The organism is Tolypothrix tenuis PCC 7101 (assembly GCF_963874875.1).
Taxonomy (GTDB): domain Bacteria; phylum Cyanobacteriota; class Cyanobacteriia; order Cyanobacteriales; family Nostocaceae; genus Aulosira; species Aulosira tenue.
The window spans coordinates 3,080,376-3,099,665 of record NZ_CAWNJS010000001.1; the positions used below are offsets into that span (position 1 = coordinate 3,080,376).

The 19,290-nt window shown below is 41.5% G+C and carries 14 protein-coding genes and 1 pseudogene; 7 read left to right on the plus strand and 8 right to left on the minus strand.

Annotated features, from left to right (window positions below; all coding sequences use genetic code 11):
* Positions 1 to 82: 82 nt before the first annotated feature.
* Positions 83 to 1,357: a RuBisCO small subunit-like domain-containing protein gene (locus AACU25_RS12570; protein WP_096576065.1), complete on the plus strand. Its 1,275-nt coding sequence runs from the start codon at positions 83 to 85 to the stop codon at positions 1,355 to 1,357.
* A gap of 258 nt (positions 1,358 to 1,615) precedes the next feature.
* The gene (locus tag AACU25_RS12575; RefSeq protein ID WP_096576067.1) at positions 1,616 to 3,460 is read left to right on the plus strand and encodes a tetratricopeptide repeat protein; all 1,845 of its coding nucleotides are present in this window, start codon (positions 1,616 to 1,618) and stop codon (positions 3,458 to 3,460) included.
* A gap of 72 nt (positions 3,461 to 3,532) precedes the next feature.
* On the opposite strand, the gene AACU25_RS12580 is transcribed toward AACU25_RS12575, so the two are convergent.
* Positions 3,533 to 5,422, minus strand: coding sequence for a CHAT domain-containing protein (locus AACU25_RS12580; protein WP_096576069.1), 1,890 nt, complete (start codon positions 5,420 to 5,422; stop codon positions 3,533 to 3,535).
* A 536-nt stretch (positions 5,423 to 5,958) separates the two neighbouring features.
* Between AACU25_RS12580 and ltrA the strand changes: the two genes are divergently transcribed.
* Positions 5,959 to 7,848 (plus strand): group II intron reverse transcriptase/maturase, encoded by a 1,890-nt coding sequence (ltrA, locus tag AACU25_RS12585; RefSeq protein WP_199347133.1) that lies wholly within the window; start codon positions 5,959 to 5,961, stop codon positions 7,846 to 7,848.
* Here ltrA and AACU25_RS12590 read toward each other — a convergent pair.
* The 4 genes from AACU25_RS12590 to AACU25_RS12605 all read right to left on the minus strand — a co-directional run bounded on the left by AACU25_RS12590 (position 7,845) and on the right by AACU25_RS12605 (position 12,311).
* On the minus strand, positions 7,845 to 8,000 hold the full coding sequence (locus AACU25_RS12590) for a hypothetical protein (RefSeq protein ID WP_339382020.1): 156 nt from the start codon (positions 7,998 to 8,000) through the stop codon (positions 7,845 to 7,847). The two genes, ltrA and AACU25_RS12590, sit on opposite strands and share 4 nt — an antisense overlap.
* A gap of 704 nt (positions 8,001 to 8,704) precedes the next feature.
* Entirely contained in the window at positions 8,705 to 9,199 is a 495-nt protein-coding gene (locus AACU25_RS12595; protein WP_199347524.1) for an SgcJ/EcaC family oxidoreductase, read from the minus strand.
* 74 nt (positions 9,200 to 9,273) lie between these two features.
* Positions 9,274 to 10,602 carry an aminotransferase class I/II-fold pyridoxal phosphate-dependent enzyme gene (locus AACU25_RS12600; protein ID WP_096576072.1) on the minus strand — a complete coding sequence of 443 codons (1,329 nt, stop codon included), beginning with the start codon at positions 10,600 to 10,602 and terminating at the stop codon, positions 9,274 to 9,276.
* A gap of 770 nt (positions 10,603 to 11,372) precedes the next feature.
* A complete protein-coding gene (locus AACU25_RS12605; RefSeq protein WP_096576075.1) occupies positions 11,373 to 12,311 on the minus strand; it encodes a DMT family transporter in 939 nt (312 codons plus the stop codon).
* A gap of 222 nt (positions 12,312 to 12,533) precedes the next feature.
* Between AACU25_RS12605 and AACU25_RS12610 the strand changes: the two genes are divergently transcribed.
* Positions 12,534 to 12,881 carry a hypothetical protein gene (locus AACU25_RS12610; protein WP_096576077.1) on the plus strand — a complete coding sequence of 116 codons (348 nt, stop codon included), beginning with the start codon at positions 12,534 to 12,536 and terminating at the stop codon, positions 12,879 to 12,881.
* Positions 12,882 to 13,830: 949 nt separating this feature from the next.
* Here the strand turns inward: AACU25_RS12610 and AACU25_RS12615 are convergent.
* Complete coding sequence (locus AACU25_RS12615; protein WP_321206904.1) at positions 13,831 to 14,976, minus strand: hypothetical protein; 1,146 nt, start codon at positions 14,974 to 14,976, stop codon at positions 13,831 to 13,833.
* A gap of 103 nt (positions 14,977 to 15,079) precedes the next feature.
* Complete coding sequence (locus AACU25_RS12620) at positions 15,080 to 15,274, minus strand: CbtB-domain containing protein (protein ID WP_321206903.1); 195 nt, start codon at positions 15,272 to 15,274, stop codon at positions 15,080 to 15,082.
* A 722-nt stretch (positions 15,275 to 15,996) separates the two neighbouring features.
* On the opposite strand from AACU25_RS12620, the gene AACU25_RS12625 reads away from it, so the two are divergent.
* Both AACU25_RS12625 and AACU25_RS12630 read left to right on the plus strand, forming a co-directional pair.
* Positions 15,997 to 16,662, plus strand: coding sequence for an NIL domain-containing protein (locus tag AACU25_RS12625; protein ID WP_096576083.1), 666 nt, complete (start codon positions 15,997 to 15,999; stop codon positions 16,660 to 16,662).
* Between the two features lie 19 nt (positions 16,663 to 16,681).
* Positions 16,682 to 17,020, plus strand: a complete 339-nt coding sequence (locus AACU25_RS12630; protein WP_096576086.1) for an NIL domain-containing protein — start codon at positions 16,682 to 16,684, stop codon at positions 17,018 to 17,020.
* Positions 17,021 to 17,108: 88 nt separating this feature from the next.
* Here AACU25_RS12630 and AACU25_RS12635 read toward each other — a convergent pair whose 3' ends face one another.
* Complete coding sequence (locus AACU25_RS12635; RefSeq protein WP_096576088.1) at positions 17,109 to 17,696, minus strand: Crp/Fnr family transcriptional regulator; 588 nt, start codon at positions 17,694 to 17,696, stop codon at positions 17,109 to 17,111.
* A gap of 545 nt (positions 17,697 to 18,241) precedes the next feature.
* Between AACU25_RS12635 and AACU25_RS12640 the strand changes: the two are divergent.
* A pseudogene (locus tag AACU25_RS12640) lies at positions 18,242 to 19,290 on the plus strand (DUF2157 domain-containing protein); the annotation flags it as partial.

Consider the following 19,290-nt stretch of genomic DNA (forward strand, 5'->3'; position numbering starts at 1 on the left):
CTTCTCTACCCAAAGATACATAAACATCAGTAGCTAAAAAAAACTACCATGATCCTAAGAAGCACTAACCAAAATTAATTGCATGAGTTACTATATTGCTCCTCGGTTTTTGGACAAATTAGCTGTCCATATTACCAAAAACTTTCTAGATCTCCCTGGCGTACGAGTTCCCTTAATTTTAGGGATTCACGGACGTAAGGGAGAAGGAAAATCTTTTCAATGTGAGTTAGTCTTCGAGAAAATGGGTGTAGAGGTAACTCACATATCTGGTGGTGAATTAGAAAGTCCAGACGCGGGAGATCCAGCACGTTTAATCCGTCTGCGCTATCGGGAAACCGCAGAATTAATCAAAGTGCGCGGTAAAATGTGCGTGCTGATGATTAATGATTTGGATGCGGGTGCAGGCAGATTTGATGAAGGAACGCAATATACTGTCAATACTCAGTTGGTGAACGCCACCTTGATGAATATTGCCGATAATCCTACAGATGTGCAATTACCTGGAAGCTACGATTCCACACCGTTACGTCGAGTACCGATTATCGTTACAGGCAACGATTTTTCTACCCTTTATGCACCATTAATTCGGGATGGTCGCATGGAAAAATTTTACTGGGAACCTGATCGCGACGACAAGGTAGGAATAGTCGGCGGGATATTTGAACAGGATGGACTTTCCCAGAGGGAAATTGAACAGCTAGTTGATACCTTCCCCAATCAATCGATAGACTTTTTTAGTGCATTGCGATCGCGCATTTATGACGAACAAATACGCAACTTCATCCATCAAATAGGATTTGAGCGTGTTTCCCTGCGGATAGTCAATAGCACTGAAGGGCCACCAGAATTTAAAAAGCCAGATTTTAGGCTATCTCATTTACTTGAATCTGGTAAGTTGATGGTTGGCGAACAACAACGAGTCGAAAGTTCTCAGTTAGTTGACGAATACAATCGCCTCAATCGCGGTAAAGGTTATCAAGCTGCACCACCTGTTACAGGAACACCAACAACTCAGCCATCCAGCAATGGTGTAAATAAAGGCGCAACTAATCACAACTCGCAAAAACCAGAAACATTAAGCCCCCATTTAACCCTAGAAACACAAGAACAAATCCGGCAAATCTTAGCGCAGGGTCACACAATTAACATTGAACACGTCGATGAAAGACGCTTCCGCACAGGTTCCTGGCAAAGTTGTCTCAATACCCACATCGATGCTCACTCAGATGCCATCTCAGCTTTAGAATCATGTCTAACTGAATATGCAGGCGAGTACCTACGTTTAGTAGCCATAGATCCCAAAGCCAAGCGCCGAGTAATGGAAACAATTATTCAACGTCCAAACGGGAGGAATTAAGGACTGGAAGCGGGGATGAGGGAGATGTAGACGCGATAGCGGCTTCCCGAAGGGTGGGAGATGAGGGAGATGAGGGAAAAAGCACAAGTTCTCACTTCCCATTACCCATTACCCATTACCCATTACCCATTACCCAATCCCCATTCCCCATTACCCATTACCCATTCCCCATTACCCATTCCCCATTACCCAATCCCCAATCCCCAATCCCCCATGCCCCATGTAAAATGGAGTTGACGTACATTACTCGTAGCTAAAGTGTCAGACTCTCTACCTTTACGCGATCGCTACCTGGCTTTAATTGATGAAATTGTGGACACTACCCTTAAGGGCAAGATTAGCTCTGTGGAGCAGGTGTATCAAATACTGCTTAAAGGGGTGAATCCTGGTACGGGGGAAGTGTTTGAGTTAGTGTTGAGCGATCGCCTCGGTGCGATTCAAAGCCAGGTAGACGGTGAAAAGGATGAGCTGAAAAAAGCTAAGGCTACTCGTTCTTTAAGAGCCATGAAAACCATTCACAGTCAATGGCTGAGATGGCAAGAACACAACAAAGCTACAGAAGCGATCGTCTCTGCGGTAAGAGAAATTACTACAGCTGAAGCCGAGGAAAGGTTGGCAACATTTTTGAGGTTTACTGACCCCAATCAAAAATATCCCCTGAATTCCCAACAGCTACAGCAACTGTCAAAATCTTTACAGCAATTTGCTCAAGCAGATTCCGATTTACAGCAAATATCCCAAGGAATGAACCGGGGTTTGGCTGCTTGGCAACGACTGCAAGAACACTTAGTTAGCTGGATGTACGAGCAAAATCAATCACTAGGGTTTGGTGCCGTAGCCGGAGAAAGCGGCCCTTGGGCAACTTGGGCAAAGCAGGTTACTAGCCCATTACCCCAAGGATTACTGCGTACCTTAGCATTAGAGCAATCTGCTATTGAATTTGCCACACAACAGCGCAGTATTACCCTGGGTGATTGGGTAGAAATGGCATTTATTCTGCAATATTTGCAACGGGGTTTAGTTAACTGGTTTGACCAACAACCTTACAATATCCAAGCTGGGTCAAAGTTATCAATTTCCACCTACTTAACCTTTGCGGTGCTGTGGAGTCAGTTAGCCAGTGGTTTCCAAAATATAGCCACTGTGTATAGCAATGCGGCATCTCAAATCATGCTGCAAATTCTGCGTAACTTTGCTGTGCGTCCTTATTTTCCCCTTTACGGCGGAATTTTCGCTTCCTTTTCCGGGAATTATTTACGGGATGCCTTAGATTATCTCGATGAACCACTGCGCCAAGTAGAAAAAACCCAAGAGAAGGCGCGAATATTAACACTTTTAGGTTATTCCCAACGAGCTTTAGGGCAATATCAACGCTCCATCGACTTCCATCAACAAGCATTAGAAATAGCCAGAAATGCAGGCGATCGCCCCTGTGAAATTGCCAATCTCAACCACCTCAGCCGTACCTACGTCCAAGAACAAGATTATGTAGAAGCGATTAACAACAGCCAACGTGCATTAATCCTCAGCCGACAAGCAGGCGAGCGCACTGGGGAAGCCAACGCCTTAATTAATTTAGGCTACAGCGAAGTTATGCACGCCCAAGAATTAGAGCAAGTAGAGCCAGAAACCTACGAAATGGCAATTAACTATTTGCAACAAGGCTTAAAGTTATCAGAACAATTAGGTGATATTCAAAGTAAAGCTTTGTGTTTCAGTAGTTTAGGAATAGCCTATCTTGTGATTGGGCAACACCAAGATGCGATTAAATATTTAGAAGAAGGTTTTAAGACAGCGCAGACATCTGGTGATTTATATCTGCAAGGACGCAATTTAGCTTATTTAGCTGAAGCTTATTATCAACTGCAAAATTACGAAAAAGCAATTTACACTGGCGGTTTAGGAATGTATTTGCTAGAGCAAATTGCCTCCCGTGAATGGCGACAACCAGCCGGATTACTCACAATTTTACAAGGACAAATAGGAACAGAATCTTTCCAAAATTTTTTACAACAACACCGTCCCAAAATCATCGCTATCATCGGCGTAGATGGCTACGATCATATTCCCCATTTGTTAGCAGTTTATAGGGACGATAGGTAATACCGACTAGGGGCAAGGCATTGCCATGCCCTCTAAAATATATTGATATTTCGCAAACAATTTGAATTGATATTATCTTTCTCCAATCAAAGTAAACGCCGCCCAATCACCCGGGGAAGGAAATTTCTCCTTTGTCTTCAACATCGCTTGACGCAACGCCAACGCCTTATCTGGTTGAGTTTGCAAACTCTTATAAAATTCCACCATTAAATATTGTGTCGGTTCATCCGGTACTTGCCATAAGGAAACCAACACACTGGGAACACCCGCAGAAATCAAAGAACGGGACAACCCAATTACACCATCACCGGAAAGTTTCCCTTTCCCCGTTTCACAAGCACTGAGAACGACTAATTGAGCATTGATTTTTAAATCTAATATTTCCTCAGCCGTGAGTAAACCATCATCTTTACCTGAAGGTGCAAGTGCAATCCAGCTACCCAAACCCTGATAATCATCCGCCCAACCGTGAGTAGCTAAATGAATTACATCAACTTTTGATATGCTTTGCAGAATATTTGCTTTAGTTGCTTCTTTACCAATAATTACTTTAGCTTTTAATAAATCAGCAATAGTCTTTGCTTCAACTTCTGCACCTGGTAGCGGAATTAACTTTGTTCCAGCTTTACCAGGTTCCGTAGAAACTACAGGCATAGTTGGATTACCGACAATCAGAGCATTATGATAATTTGTTGTGCGACCTTGCTCTAAATGATGAGTAAAATCTAACACTTGGATAGATGGAGCAGTGAGGATTGTATGTTTTTCCATCAAATATTTACCAGATTCATCACGTAATGCCGGAAAAGGTGCGAGAAATAAAGAATTTTGAGGAATAAAAATAACTCTCTCGCTAGGGTTTTTTGGTAATAAATCAGCAATATCTCTAATTAGAATGTTGTGCAGTTTTTGTAAGGGTGTTTTTACTGTTGCTGCATCAGGATTTACACTGGCGACAATACCGCCACGACTCCTTCCTGCTCCAATTCTGTTGCGGCTATTGGTGACTAATTCATCTAAGGTTGTATTATCTTTTTGCCACAGGGGTTTAAGGTCAACTTTGCGGAACGTGACTTCACCTGTAGGCTTGACAACCCAGATATAAAGGTCTGATTCTTCAACTTGTTGTTTACCTGCTACTTTGAAATTATCATAAATAATTGAATATTGAATGAGAGTAGCATTTTGCTGTTTGGCAATTTCTTTAATTTCAGCAATTGTCGGTGCTTGTGGTGATTTATCCACCTGTTTATTATTAGTAGATACACGAGATGCTAACAACTCAACAAACGCCCTGGCGCGACCACGTTCGGCTACTTCTAAAGCTGCATCAGTTTTATTTTGGGCGATGAGGACTTGCTGTAAAGTTCTGTAGATGCTGCTTTGGGTGTCAAAAAGTGAAACTTTGCTATGATCGGGTAATTTGATATTTCGCAGATATTCCCACACCTTAATGCCGTCGAACAGAGTTTTTTCTGCTGCGCTTAGATTACCGCTTTTATAAAAAGCAAGTCCCAGATTGTTTAAAGACTGTCCCTCACCTAAACGGTCTTTAATTTCCCGGGCAATTACTAATCTCTGCTGCTGATACTCAATGGCTTTTGGGTAGTCTCCTAACTGAAAGTAGGCAATACCGAGATTACCCAGCGCTTTTCCTTCGCTATTACGGTCTTTAAATTCAAGGGCGATCGCTAAACTCTGCTGATGGTGCTCAATAGCTTTTTTGTAGTCTCCCAAAAAAAAGTAAGCAACACCGAGATTACCCAGTACTGTACCTTCGGCTTGACGGTCTTTAATTTTTTGGTAAATAATCAGTGCTTGTTGCCAAGATTGCAATGCCGCTTCCAGTTGCCCGGTTTGATACTGTTGATAACCTTGGTTAAACGTGCGATTCGTTCGCTCGAAATGAGTAGAAATACTCAGGGATGAGTGACAGGTAAAAGAACTGGGTAACCAGAACAAAACCTGATAACTGACTGACCATGAAGGTGATTAACTCAGAAATCCTAGAGTACGGAGTTAAAAGTCCTTCCCCGTAGGTGCAACGGTGAAAGCATCACCCCCAGGTTTGCGACTAGCCATCAAAGCCTGAAGCGGGGTGAAAAGGAGGTAAAACTGGCAGCCTAAAACTGGTTCCCTTCGAGCAAGAACCTATGAGTAGCGAAAGCGAAGATGTGCCCAAACCATCGTTACAAGGAACCTCCGTAATAAGGCTGGCACGGAGGAGCCAAAAGGCAAAAGGATAAGGGGCTAGCAGATGTTTAGCTGACTAGCAGCACTCCCAATAAACCCGGTGGATAGCATCAACTCTAAAGGCTCAACCAATTGTCAATCGGAACGAAGTAACAAAGCTGTTTGCTCTTGGGTGGTCGATACCAAGCAGGTGCTAACCGTATGCAGCAGCTAGGAAAGATTGAGTTAGAAGCGAACGCCTTGGGTAATGCCAGGGATATGCTGACAAACTCACGGTGATTTGGAATGTAAAGTCATATTATGTAATGAATAAGTCTAAAACACGACAAGTCATAACTGAATCAAAGGAAGCAAGTGCCCCTCCCTTGAAGGACAAAGCAATTCCCCTAAATCAGGATGATAAATCGATGGTGGAATGGAGGCATATTAACTGGCGACAGCTAGAAAAACGTGTCTTTAAGTTGCAAAAAAGAATTTACAGAGCCTCATTACGTGGTGAAGTCAATGCAGTTCGCAGACTCCAAAAGACGTTGATGAAGTCTTGGTCAGCAAAATGTTTAGCGGTCAGGCGGGTAACACAAGATAACCAGGGCAAGAAAACGGCGGGTGTGGACGGTGTTAAGTCACTGACCCCAAAGCAACGTTTCGCCTTAGTTGCCAAACTAAAACTAGGCTCAAAGGTCAAACCTACCAGGCGTGTATGGATTCCAAAACCTGGTAAGGAAGAGAAAAGACCATTGGGTATACCCACAATGTATGACCGCGCCTTGCAAGCCCTCGTAAAAATGGCACTTGAGCCAGAATGGGAGGCTAAATTTGAACCGAACTCATACGGGTTCAGACCAGGACGCTCATGTCATGACGCTATTGAAGCAATCTTTAACAGCATCAATAAGAAGCCCAAATTCGTATTAGATGCTGATATAAGCAAGTGTTTCGATAAAATCGACCACTCGGCACTGCTAAAAAAATTAAATACATTCCCCACCATTCGCCGACAAATCAAGGCTTGGTTAAAAGCGGGGGTGATGGATAACAAGCAGTTTCAAGAGACATCTGAGGGTACACCGCAAGGTGGGGTCATCTCCCCACTCTTAGCAAATATTGCCCTCCACGGAATTGAAGAAAGAACTAAACAATTAGCCCAGACACTAAAGCTATACTACCCTAACGGGAAGATAATGGCAGCAAAGGATAAAATTAGTTCTCTCACTGTTGTGAGATATGCCGATGACTTCGTGATTCTCCATGAAGACATAACCGTTGTCCAAAGATGCCAGATAATCATATCTGAGTGGTTAAAAGACATGGGTTTGGAATTAAAGCCATCAAAAACACGCCTAACCCATACCCTCCACAAGTATGAAAATGAAAAACCAGGATTCGACTTTCTCGGTTTTAATATTAGGCAATTCCCCGTGGGTAAATACCACTCAAAACAAGGCTTTAAAACAATCATCACCCCCAGCGAAGAAAAGCAAAGGATACACTACGAAAGAATAGCTAATATCATCTATGACCATAAGGCATTGCCTCAGAAGGCACTAATTGGAAAATTAAATCCAATAATCAAAGGATGGTCTAATTACTATTCAACGGTCGTAAGCAAAGAAGCTTACTCCAGGTTAGATAATCTCATGTATCCAAAGCTGAAAGCCTGGGCACAACACCGCCACCCCAACAAAACAGGGAAATGGGTGTCAAAGAAATATTGGCACACAATCGGTGGTGATAACTGGGTATTTTCCACCCCGCAAGAAGGCAAAAACCCAATGCGACTTTTCGACCATGCCGACACCTCAATAGTTAGGCATATAAAAGTAAAAGGTGAATCCAGCCCATACAATGGCGACCTAGTTTACTGGAGTTCAAGAATGGGTACACATCCTGAAATGCCCAAAAGAGTGACAACACTTTTGAAAAAGCAGAAAGGAAAATGTACTCACTGCGGATTGTATTTCAAAATGGAAGACCTCCTAGAAGTAGACCACATATTACCCCGGAGTCAAGGGGGAAAAGACGAATATAAAAACCTTCAGGTACTTCACAAACACTGCCACGATTCAAAAACAGCCAAAGATGATTTGGGTGGAGGTATGCACTTGGACAAGCACCAAACCACTGAGGAGCCGTGTGAGGGGAAACTCTCACGCACGGTTTTGAAGACGAGTCGCTCTGGTGACGGAGCGGCTTAGTTTAATAGTCTTTCAGCTTCTACTTTACGCGCATCTGGAGTTTGCGCTAACGCTTCTTGTATTCCCACAATGGCGCTGCGGTTGATTGGCGTTTGTCCAATAGTGGTAAGTAAAGTTATGAGGGTAACAAGCGCGATTTTGTATAACTTCATGGTTGTTACTGCGGTAATTCTGTCAGTAACATATATCTCTGTGATGCTTTAGGTTATGCAGTTTTGGTGAAATTTTGTTATTGGTTATTGGTTATTTGTGATGTACGCGGGTAGGGGCACGGCACCGATAAGATATTTGATTTGCCAAAGTCTGTGGATGCCCATTGGTGTCAACTTAAGCTAAAAGCTATATAGGGCAGGCGTTGTACAAATACCTCGCGCCCTCATCCCCTAACCCCTTCTCCCGCAGGAGAAGGGGAACTAAATCTCTTGCTCCCCTCTCCTGGTGGGCTATGCATTACCCACATCTTTCTTTACAATCTTAAAACCCTTGTTCTATAAGCATCTTAGAGAATGAGAGTTTAGGCAGGCTTGACAAATTCGCGTGTATTCTTCTCGCTAAAAATGGGGTTTTATTGAGAATTAAGAACGCAAAAATCATGGTTCTAGAGACGAGAGTTAACACCCTTGAAATGTTAAGAAAGATGTTTATAATGGATAGTTCTAAGGGGAGGGCTAGGGTGGGGTAAAAAATATTTGATACACTACTACAGACTTTTCAAACATCCTCTAAGCTAAAGCAGTAATGTGGGGAGAAGTTGAGAAAGGCGTGTTGTGGGGTGATTGCTTTACAATGTCGGCTAACAACCCCAGTCCCCAATCCCCAATCCCCAATCCCCAATCCCCAATCCCCAGACTTGAGATTAAACAGGTAAGCTACTGTTCCACATATCGCGATGTAGTCGCCACTGCCCATTTTCTTGTTTCCAGACAACGATATACTTACCTTTGTCTACCATTTGCCCATTGCGATCGCTCAATAAATATTTTCCTACTTCAATGGCTGTATTGCCGTGACTTTCTACCTCCTGGGTTTCTAGAGTTGCTTGGCTAATATTCAGCCGAAAAATTGCTGACCAGAATTCTTTAATCCCTTGTCTTGTACCAATTAAATCGCTGTGGGTGGGGAAAATTTGAGCATCTTGTGTGTACAGGTTAGCTAAACTTGCAGCATCACCCTGTGCAAAAGTCTGCATAAAGTTCTTGTTGGCTGCGACAATTGCATCACGAATGCTGAGAGTTGTTGTAGTGATCATGGCTTGCAATTTGGATATGATAATGAACTTGAGAATATAGTTTCGGTCAAAGCCTTTTTCGGGGACTTCCAAGTAAAAAAACATTCCATTGGTATTGTTCACGCTTGACTGTGAACTGTGAACCGTCAACAGTCAACGACTTAAACGGAATAATTTATTTTTTGGAGTTCCCTCGCTTAAATCAGTCGATATTTTTTGCCCAGTTTCTCTAGGACATATAATGTGCGATCAATATTTTCATAGGTGTGTGAAGCATTCAAAATAAAACGAATGCGACCTTCAGAAGGCTTAACGACAGGATAGATCACTGCGACAGAATAAATTCCTTCTGAGAGTAAATCTCGATTAAAGGCCTGTAAAGTCTCTGGTTCAGGAATAAAGATAGGGATAATGGGACTTTGACTATGACCTAAATCAAAACCCATTCCTGTCAGCTTTTCCCTCATGTAGCTATTTTTTTGATGAATTTGTGCAATTAATTCGGGATTAGCAGCTAATTCATCGAGTGAGGCTAAGATAGCAGCTGCATCTCCTGGTGTTAAGCAAGCTTGGAATAGGTAAGAATTAGCGCTCCATTGCAGTAAAGGTATATATTTACTTTTACAAGCGATAAAACCACCGATGGAAGCTGTCGATTTTGACAATGTAGACATGATAAAGTCTACTTCTTCCGTTACCCCTAGTTCCTGACAGTAGCCTGCACCCTGATGTCCATAAAAACCAAATGTGTGCGCTTCATCTACGTAGAGATGAAAATTGTATTTCTGCTTGAGTTGGACAATTTCCTTTAAAGGCGCTAAATCGCCACTCATAGAATATGCAGATTCGACAATAACGATGACGTTTTCGTACTGGTGCCGATATTTTTGCAGTTTCTTCTCTAAGTCTGCAACTGAGTTATGCTTGAACGAGGCAAACTTCTTCCCAGAAAGTTTGATGCCATCAATAATTGAGGCATGGGCTTCACGGTCGAAAAGTAAAAAATCATTGGTTCCTGGTAAAGCAGAGATCACACCTAAATTGGTGCTGTATCCTGTGGGAAACAATAAAGCCGATTCTTTACCCACTAAAGATGCAAGCCTTCTTTCTGCTTCTTTATGCAACGAAGACATACCCCCCGACAAAGCAGAAGTCCCGCTTCCTGTGCCAAATTTTTGTACGGCTTTGCAGACTTTATCAATAATCTTCTGATTTCTGTTTAAGCCAGTGTAGTGATTAATACACCAAACAATGCAATGATGCAAAGTGCCTGTAGATGGACAAACTAATTGGGTTTCTCCTTTGCTCCCTTCCAAGGTAAATTTGTCATAGGAATACAAACCCGCCTCAACTTGCGATTGCCTATGCTGATAAATAGCTGCAGCTATATCTTCAAAGCTACTAATACCTTCTGACTTTAACTGTCTTTTGAGTAAACCTATTGAGGTTGATAGGCTAACTGGAGTTTTAGCTGGTGCGATCGCATTGCTGGGTGTCTGATGCTGACGTTCGATTGATAGTGTCATATTGTTGTTGTAGTTAAGTGATTATACGTTGATAAAGAAATAGCTAATTCTGCAAGTATCCGAAAAATTCTCAGCTTGATTTAACCCCTGTTCATCAAGGGTTGGATAAATTAGTCTTGAGATTTATGGCAGCAATCATGGCTGACAGTATTCATTACCTGAGCGATAATTGATACCCCAAGACAATTAGCCTATTACTCTGTCATGCCTACTAAAATCGGTTTGTAGTCAGCACTAATTTTGCTCAAGAAAGCTGCGTTCAGCTTTTAACTACAAGCGTTAATGTATATGACAAAGTGATAGTAGGTTGTCACATCAAATCAGTGTGCTTAAACAATAAGCATTTTCATTGGGTGTGACAACGACAAGTAAAGATATAACGACAAGCTGCTGTGTGTCTAAGTGTATTGAGTGAGTAATATCTGTTTCGATGCCAATCAATCTTATTCGGACAGTAGAGCTAAGTTAGCACCTAGACAGCAAGTAGCTTGGTGTATTTTCAATAGGTTCCTAATGAATAAAAATTTTTCTGTGCCCTCAACAATCCTTTTTTGCGAATTTTGACTTGCAGAATATCCTCATATAGTGAATATACCACAGCTTAAAATAAAATTAAATTTTTTCAAGTTAAAGATTCTGTATTTATACGGAGGGGTTAAATATTCCCAAAAAGCTGACTAGAGGAATCCACTGACACTATGTATTGTCAGCTTTTTGCAAGCAAATCACGAGCTAACTTAATCCAGTAAATTCTCCAGAATTCATCACAATTACTTCAAGTAAAACAACAATCCGATACCGGCGATCGCAATTCCGACACCTGCGATCGCTCTCAAACTCACCTTTTCTCCTAGGGTGATCGCAATAGGGATCACAAACAATGGGCTAGTCTGCAACAGAGTTGAGGCAATACCTACAGATGTGAGTTTAATAGCTGTTTGCTGCAACCAAATTCCTAAATAAGTGCCACAAAAGGCGGCAAAGAAACTAGCTAGAATAATTCGCCGAGATTGCCAGTAGGGATAAGGAAATGCCATCTGCCGGCGACGGGAAAACCATGCCCACACTAAAATCGTCAGCACTCCAGCACTTAAGCGCAACACAGCAGCCCACAAGGGGGAAATACTGGCGTTGGCAAATGCGGCACGGGAAAAGATGGAACCTGCACTATTGGTAATGGTGGCTAACAAACCAAAACCGATACCTTGCCACAGATGTGCTGAGTCAACTTCGCTATTACCAGGAACTCGTTCTGTTACCACCCAAGCGACTCCCAAAATCGTCAGCAAAATTCCGCACCAAGCGCTGACATTGAGTTGTTCATCGAGAAAAATTGTAGCAGCGATCGCTGTTATTGGTGGGGAAAGGGTTCCTAAAAGTAAAACACGCCGCGCCCCTAAGTAATTAATCGCTGCCAAAAAAGCTGTATCACCCCAGCCAATACCCACAGCACCGCTAAGAAAGAGTAAGCATATCGATAAGGCAGGAATCTGCGGTAACCATTCCCCACCGATCGCAATTGTCAGCAGCAATAGTGCGATCGCAATTACTCCTTTAATCAAATTTAGCTGTATTGGCGGGATATGCTGCCCTACAAGCCCATACACCACCGAAGCCACAGCCCATAAACCAGCAGCAGCTAAAGCCGCCACTTCACCCTGCCCATTGATTAAGGATGAATTTAAAAAATTATTAAAAATAATCTGCACCCATGAAATAATGCTTGAAACTATCTAATATTACACTACTTATCTTATTAAGAAATTAGCACTCAAAGGTCGTAAGTGCTAATTTGTGAATGAACCCTAATACTCGAGATATAAACGAAAATTCTACTTTTTATAGATACTATTTGTCTAAAATTATAGTTATAATTATTGCCAAGAAAACTCAAACTTCCATATAATTGATTAACAATTTGGAGGACTGGAATGGCATACACTTTTAACATTGTAGGAGTATCGCCAGTTTTACAGTTTTTTAATCATCAACAAACCCTGCAAGAACCACAAAAACCAGGTGTTGAATACGTTGGTACGCATATTTGTACTTTAGATGCCTTCTTGGAATCTATAGAACCAGTGCCACCTAAATGGAACTGGAATCTTGACCAAGTAGTAGATACTGTCATTAATTTTTGGGTAAATAATTCCGAGAGTATTGATTATTGGAAAAAGCGCTTAGGTGATGCAGGTAAGGATAATTTATTAGTAGCAAGAGTTGCGGATTTTGCCGCTTTACAAGCTGAATTAGAATCCTTGCTGAAAAAGAATTGGTAAATAATGGAAAACCCATAAATATTGAGGCTGACGAAATTTTCGATAGCAAATTAGAGTTGTTCAGAGATCAATACAGTTCAGTTAAAAAAATACAGGACTTACGCAACTGGCACAGTGATCCTCTGGCACAAGAGTCAAGAGTCAAGAGTCAAGGGTCAAAAATTTAGGTTTTTTGGACTCTTGACATTTGAACGCCAGTTCACTCAACGGAGGGAACCTCCGCACGTGACTGGCTCCCCTGGATAAAACTCAACGAAAAAAATATGACACTTGCGTAAGTCCTAAAATAAATTGACAACAAAACAATAATTTTGGAGGGGGTTTGGGGGACGCAACCGTCACCCAATCGGGGGTTTGGGGGAGAATCCCCCAATTGAGCTAGCTATTTCCACAACTGACAAATCAATCACTAATGCTCTTATCTGAACCGTATTGGTTTAGAGCTGATTCGTCAAGAAAAGCGGAAGATGTCATTCAATTTTGGATTAACCTCTCCTGATAAAGCAATACAGTTCAGTTAAAAAAATAAATTGACAACAAAACAATAATTTTGGAGGGGGTTTGGGGGACGCAACCGTCACCCAATCGGGGGTTTGGGGGAGAATCCCCCAATTGAGCTAGCTATTTCCACAACTGACAAATCAATCACTAATGCTCTTATCTGAAGCGTATTGCCTTATCAAGAAGAGGCTTAAATAAGCTAATGCACGTCTAAATTGCATAACTACTAATAAGGGCTGTTAACGGTCAACTGTCAACAGCCCTCACTATGGATTGTGCAATTGAAAAATTTTTGTTTTTCTTCTGGGTTAACCCAGAGGCTTGAGACCAAATATTTTAGATTTCAAATTTTCATTTAATCCAAAATCTAAAATCGCTTCGGTCATTCGCTTTAGCATCAGAAGAATCATTAACTCTCTGTACAATTCATCATCTCACTGTAGGTAGCTTACGAAACTGATGTTAAAGAATTACCCCGTAGTCGCAACCCTACTAACAATCCTGCAATCACGAAAGCTGTCATATAGGCTAGACTGATGAACCGCACTGATAAAGGTGGTGCAACTCCTTCTACCTCTATATCTCTTTGCACTTTAAACGGCGTAAATTGGCGCGAAGCGTTGGGTTTGGGCGCAATTTCCACCTCTAATTTGTGAGGTGCGCCATCAAAAAATCCTTGTTCCCAAGCAAATTTGCCTGTAGTATCGGGGATAGCTTGGTAAGCAAAATTAACCCAACCATCTTCCAGCATGGTTGTTTTAATATTGAGGATTACATCTTGAACAGGCTGATTGGTTTTTTCGTCAATGACTTTTACCTGTAAAGCCGCAGGTTTTCCTACTGTGGCGCTAGTATCGCCTAATAATTGTGCCTGTAAACTCTGTTGGCGGGCAATCCCATCGCTATCAGTTTCAACTGCACTTTTGGATGCATGATGATCGTGATGATGTGCGTGTGTTGAACTCTCTGACTGGGCAACTTCTGCACTAATGTTAACGAATAATAGAGATGCGATCGCAACTACAATTGCACCACTCAATAATAATCGCACGCGCTCAGGCGCAATTTCAGTAGGTGCGATCGCTTGGGAACCACCAATTACCCAACCGCCAGCTAACCCAACTATCAACAACACTACAGCCAGAATCGCAAAATTGCGGTATTTTACCCAATTCTCTTTTACAGTTAACGTCAGAGTTTGTGCAATTGGCTTAAAGGCGTTGGCTACCACAGGGGTAACATTTACCTTAAATTGGTAATTTCCACGAATTGGTAGTATTTGTTGTAATTCCAACTGCCCTTGAGGAGCTATTGTTTCTATATCAAGCAGCTTGGTTCCCTCAACTATCGGGAAATCTGTTGTGAACCAAGGGTTATGGGGTGGCGTAAAAATTTCCAGATGTAATTTAGCATTTTCTAAAGCTTTACCTTCAGCATCTACTGCTTGCAATGCTAATTTGACTGGAGATTGGGGTGTACTGGCTTCCGCTTCAAAAGGTATAATTTGGCTTTCTGGCGTTGGGCTAATCAGTCTCACACTGGGTTGGGGTGACTGCGAAAAGCCCACAAAACTATAAAAAACTACACTCATCATACAAATAATACTGATGAGTGTATAAAGCTTAAATTTTGGCATTCTCAGTGCGAATAATCAATTATGAATTAACTTGAAGATTCCCAAACAGTTGCTAAGTGTTTTAGTGACAAGGAACCAGCAAAGTATGGTGACGGGGACTGTGTACGCGATCGTGAATTGCTGGGTAGGTTGTAAAATAAACAGTCCACAGTGTCAACGCGCACAAGGAAACATAAAGTGTTGCTTGTACAGGCTTGGATAAAGTCAAGCTAGCAGTCTTTTGCAACACTGAAGAATGAGTCTGAGTAGTCATCATATACCTCGCATAAATCAAAAACAAATGCATCGGCCACTATTTTGGCTAGGGCTTGCTTTAGCAACTGCTTTATTGGTGGACTTCAAAATTCATACCCAAGTTTTGCCATTACCTTTAGTGGTTGTGATCCACTAAAACCGATGTTTGCGTAATTTACACAATATCCTAGTTTCTCCTTGCCTGTCACTTTGTATATTTGTGTGAAAGCATCGAGTTGAAAAGCAAGAATGCTTATTTTTATTTATTGGCAATACATTTTAGGACTAACGCCCTTCTCATATTTTTTTCACAAAGTCATCAATTCTCAACAAAATCAGTGCTGAGTAGAGTCCTATCTTTTACCAATTACCAATTCTCAATACTTGTCGGTTAGGGGAAAAAGGGGAATGGTTCAAGGGAAAGAAAAAACCTTTAACCTTTAACCTTTTCCCCAAAACCAAAGTTCAAAACGCTATCCCTTGTAGTATTGTCCCCATTCCCCAAATACGAGAATCTACGCATTGTATTTTTGCCGTTTTTGTGGCATTCTCCTTTACATATCTATTTAATACAGTAACTTGATAGAATTAGTGTAGTTTATTTGCAGCCTAGAAGAGGAGAATCTCAATGAGACTCATATCCAGTCTGGAAAATTTAGGGAAAGTACAGATTTTTGGCTACAAGTGTTTCCTCTGCGTTGCATTCTGCTTCAACAACCCAATGGCTATGGGAGGATTGAGCTAATGTCTGCAAATAAAATCAGAAAATCTGCACCAATTCACAGTAGAATTTCCGTACCTGCACAGTATCAAAGACAGCCTGTTATCTCTCGACTAGTATCTCGCTATGGTATAACAGTAAACATCGTAGCTGCATCATTAGTATCCGGGAGTGAAAGCGATGGCTGGTTTGATTTAGAATTTTTGGGAAATCCTGAGCAAATCACTAATAGCCTGTCTTACCTGCAAGAATTGGGTGTGGGTTTAGTAGAGTTAGCAATTGCAAATCATATTCAATTTTACCAACATTCTCAGCCGTTCCCAAAAGCTATTAACAAGCTAACGCGCAAAGAATTAGAAACATTTAAAAATCAGTGGGCAACAGAATGCCAAAAATGGCTTTCTCATGGACAAACTAATAGACTACACATACAATTGTGTATTTTAAAAAGCTATTACAAAAAACCGATAATTTCTCAATTAGTATCTCGGTTTGGATTAACAGTTAATATCACCAGTGCTTTTCTCAATCCCTCTGTAGAAGATGACGGATGGTTTGATTTGGATTTGTGGGGTGAAACAAAACAGATCCATTCTAGCCTGCGTTACTTAAAAAAACTGGGACTACCAATTTGGCCTAATTGGTCTGGTACAGTGCAACACGGAAATTTAGAACAAATAGTTTTTTAATTTACTAATTTAGTATCCCATGACTACATTCCATCAAATTCAAGTTAAAACAGCACCCAAATTTCCTTCGGTTCCATCTTTCTCTAAAAAAAGCCAGATTACCAAAGTTCGTGTGTGCATATATATTCCTAATTCCTATCTTAAAAAACCAGTAATTTCTCGGTTAATTTCTCATCATGGTTTAGTCGTGAATATCATTAGCGCCTTTCTGGGAAGCACAACAGGAGGCGAAGGACGCTTTGATTTAGAAATTCGCGGAACCTTGTCACAAATTTCTAGCGGTTTAAATTACCTCGAATCTCTAAATCTAAAAATTGTCGGTAAGCCTAATGTAGATGGGGATAGTTGGAGTTATTGAGGTTAGGGATTGGGGATTGGGGACTAGAGGACAAAGAGAAATATTCCCATTAGCAATTACCAATTACCAATTACCCATTACCAAACACCTATATTTCATAATACCAAATATCTTCTTGCTTTAATACGATACGATGCAAAGACAGACGATTAATTAATCCTTCTTGCTCAAATTGTCCTAAAACGCGGGTGATGGTGACACGAGTTGAACCTAATATTTCTGCGAGGTCTTCGTGAGTAAGACGCATATCAATTAAACGTCCCTTTTCAACTTCAGATCCAAACCTTCTAGATAACCATGCTAATAATTTAATCAGCATCGTATCTACTTTTTTATAGCTACGAATCACCATCAACTCTTCCGCTTGTTGAATGTGAGCTAATAAAATATCTGTAGGCTGATGCCATTCTTCTAACAGCAAAATTTTTGCTTCTACTTTAGTGAGACACTCCATTTGATAGGGGTCTAACTTAGATAAACTCTTGCCAACTATATCCCCTGGCCCCCACAATCCTAAAGCAACTGTAGTACCATCTTCTAAATATGTAAAAGTGCGTACAAAGCCTGTTTCAATTTTCCACAAAACCCCTGGATGTTCTGGTAAAAATGACCTGCGAGTAAAAATTTGCTTAGTATTTTTACTTGGTTGAGTAGTAACAATTTGTGAGAGAGCCATCATACAATATATTACTGTTATTCGATAGATTAACTGTAGTATACATATATCAGGTTATTCGCGACTAGAGGTATTACACTCATCCAGGTTTTTTGCTGCAATTGAAGAATTAGGGATTTCCAAGAAATAAATTATTCCATCTTGTGGGGCGGGCATCTTGCCCGCCACATAAACTGGGCGGACAAGATGTCCACCCCACAATAAATACTGGGATATCTTTATTATTTATAAGTCCCTTAAACCCAGCATTCACGTTGTGTTGTTGGGTTGCGCTGCGCTTAACCCAATCTACTTTTTGAGTTGGAAAATACGCTTACCTTCACAGGAAATAGGCGGGAAACTCAGATCCGGGGGTGTGTAGGGTACGCGCCCACCGATTTTGGGCTAGTCGCGGGACAAATTAACTCTTTACTATGCCCCATGCCCTATCCCCTATGCCCTTTTGATGGTATAAGATTATGTCGGCTGAATAAGTGGCACAGTTAGCGCATAATTATACTTTCATCTATCGAATATTTAAGTATATACTGATACGGCTGCAACTTATGTTACCCGATCGCCCGATTAAATTTGAAGTCAGGCTGCCATCTTCCCATCCTCAGCTACTAGAAGGGCTAGATCTATGGTTGCGCTTGGGGTTGATATCTCATGCCAAAGTGAGGCAGATTTGCGAAGAGAATTTGGTTTGTCCGGTGGTGTTGCAACCGCAAGCGGCTGTAACAATTTCCGATCCGGTGCAACAGTTACCTGTAGATATGTTACAGACTACATCTGTAAAATCTAGCAGCAGGACACAACCAGAAGCGAAGTCAGCTAAACCTAACTTTGTAACCACAATGTTACAGTCCTTAGGGGAAGAATTGAGTGTACGCTGGCTGCTGTTTTTAGGGGTGTTTTTGGTGGTGGTATCCTCTGGGGTACTCGCAGCTAGCCAGTGGGAGAAGTTTCCCGCCTCTGGACAGTATGGGGTTTTATTCGCTTATACCTTAAGCTTTTGGGGTTTCAGCTTTTGGGCGGCGAAGCAAAATAACCTGAGATTGACTGCACAAACATTGCTGCTAGTGACGCTGTTATTAGTGCCGGTGAATTTTTGGGCAATGGACAGCTTTAAATTGTGGCACAATCCTTTGGACTGGATTACAGTTGCGATCGCAGCCCCAACATTAACAGTTATTACGGTTTTACTCTGCAATAATCGCCTATTTTTTACTAATTTACGTACCGATAAATTATTACTGCTCAATATTCTCGGGTTATCGTTCCTTCATTGGGGCTGGAAAATCCCCGGCTTTCCTTTAATTGCTGTGTATGCGGCGATGGTAGGAACAACTATAATTACTGTTTATTACAATCTTCACCGACAGCCTCAACCCTCAGAAACACCGCCAGATGAAAGCAGTAGCCGCATCAGCTTCGGTATTAACTTACCTGCGGCTGTCATTGTTTATGCCCTATTAATGCTATTAATGCGGGCAATTTTTATTGTCCAGGTAGATGTCACCAAACTCGGTTTAGCCATAGGTATTTGCGGCTGGTTGATGACTTGGCTAGCCATGAGAGAGGCAGGGGGCAGGGGGCAGGGGGCAGAGGCAGG

Bases quoted from the DNA above. Each gene is read 5' to 3' on its own strand.
- AACU25_RS12570 (WP_096576065.1), top strand. From the start codon at position 83: ATGAGTTACTATATTGCTCCTCGGTTTTTGGACAAATTAGCTGTCCAT.
- ltrA (WP_199347133.1), top strand. From the start codon at position 5,959: ATGAATAAGTCTAAAACACGACAAGTCATAACTGAATCAAAGGAAGCA.
- AACU25_RS12590 (WP_339382020.1), bottom strand. From the start codon at position 8,000: ATGAAGTTATACAAAATCGCGCTTGTTACCCTCATAACTTTACTTACC.
- AACU25_RS12600 (WP_096576072.1), bottom strand. From the start codon at position 10,602: ATGACACTATCAATCGAACGTCAGCATCAGACACCCAGCAATGCGATC.
- AACU25_RS12610 (WP_096576077.1), top strand. From the start codon at position 12,534: ATGGCATACACTTTTAACATTGTAGGAGTATCGCCAGTTTTACAGTTT.
- AACU25_RS12615 (WP_321206904.1), bottom strand. From the start codon at position 14,976: ATGATGAGTGTAGTTTTTTATAGTTTTGTGGGCTTTTCGCAGTCACCC.
- AACU25_RS12620 (WP_321206903.1), bottom strand. From the start codon at position 15,274: ATGATGACTACTCAGACTCATTCTTCAGTGTTGCAAAAGACTGCTAGC.
- AACU25_RS12625 (WP_096576083.1), top strand. From the start codon at position 15,997: ATGTCTGCAAATAAAATCAGAAAATCTGCACCAATTCACAGTAGAATT.
- AACU25_RS12630 (WP_096576086.1), top strand. From the start codon at position 16,682: ATGACTACATTCCATCAAATTCAAGTTAAAACAGCACCCAAATTTCCT.
- AACU25_RS12635 (WP_096576088.1), bottom strand. From the start codon at position 17,696: ATGGCTCTCTCACAAATTGTTACTACTCAACCAAGTAAAAATACTAAG.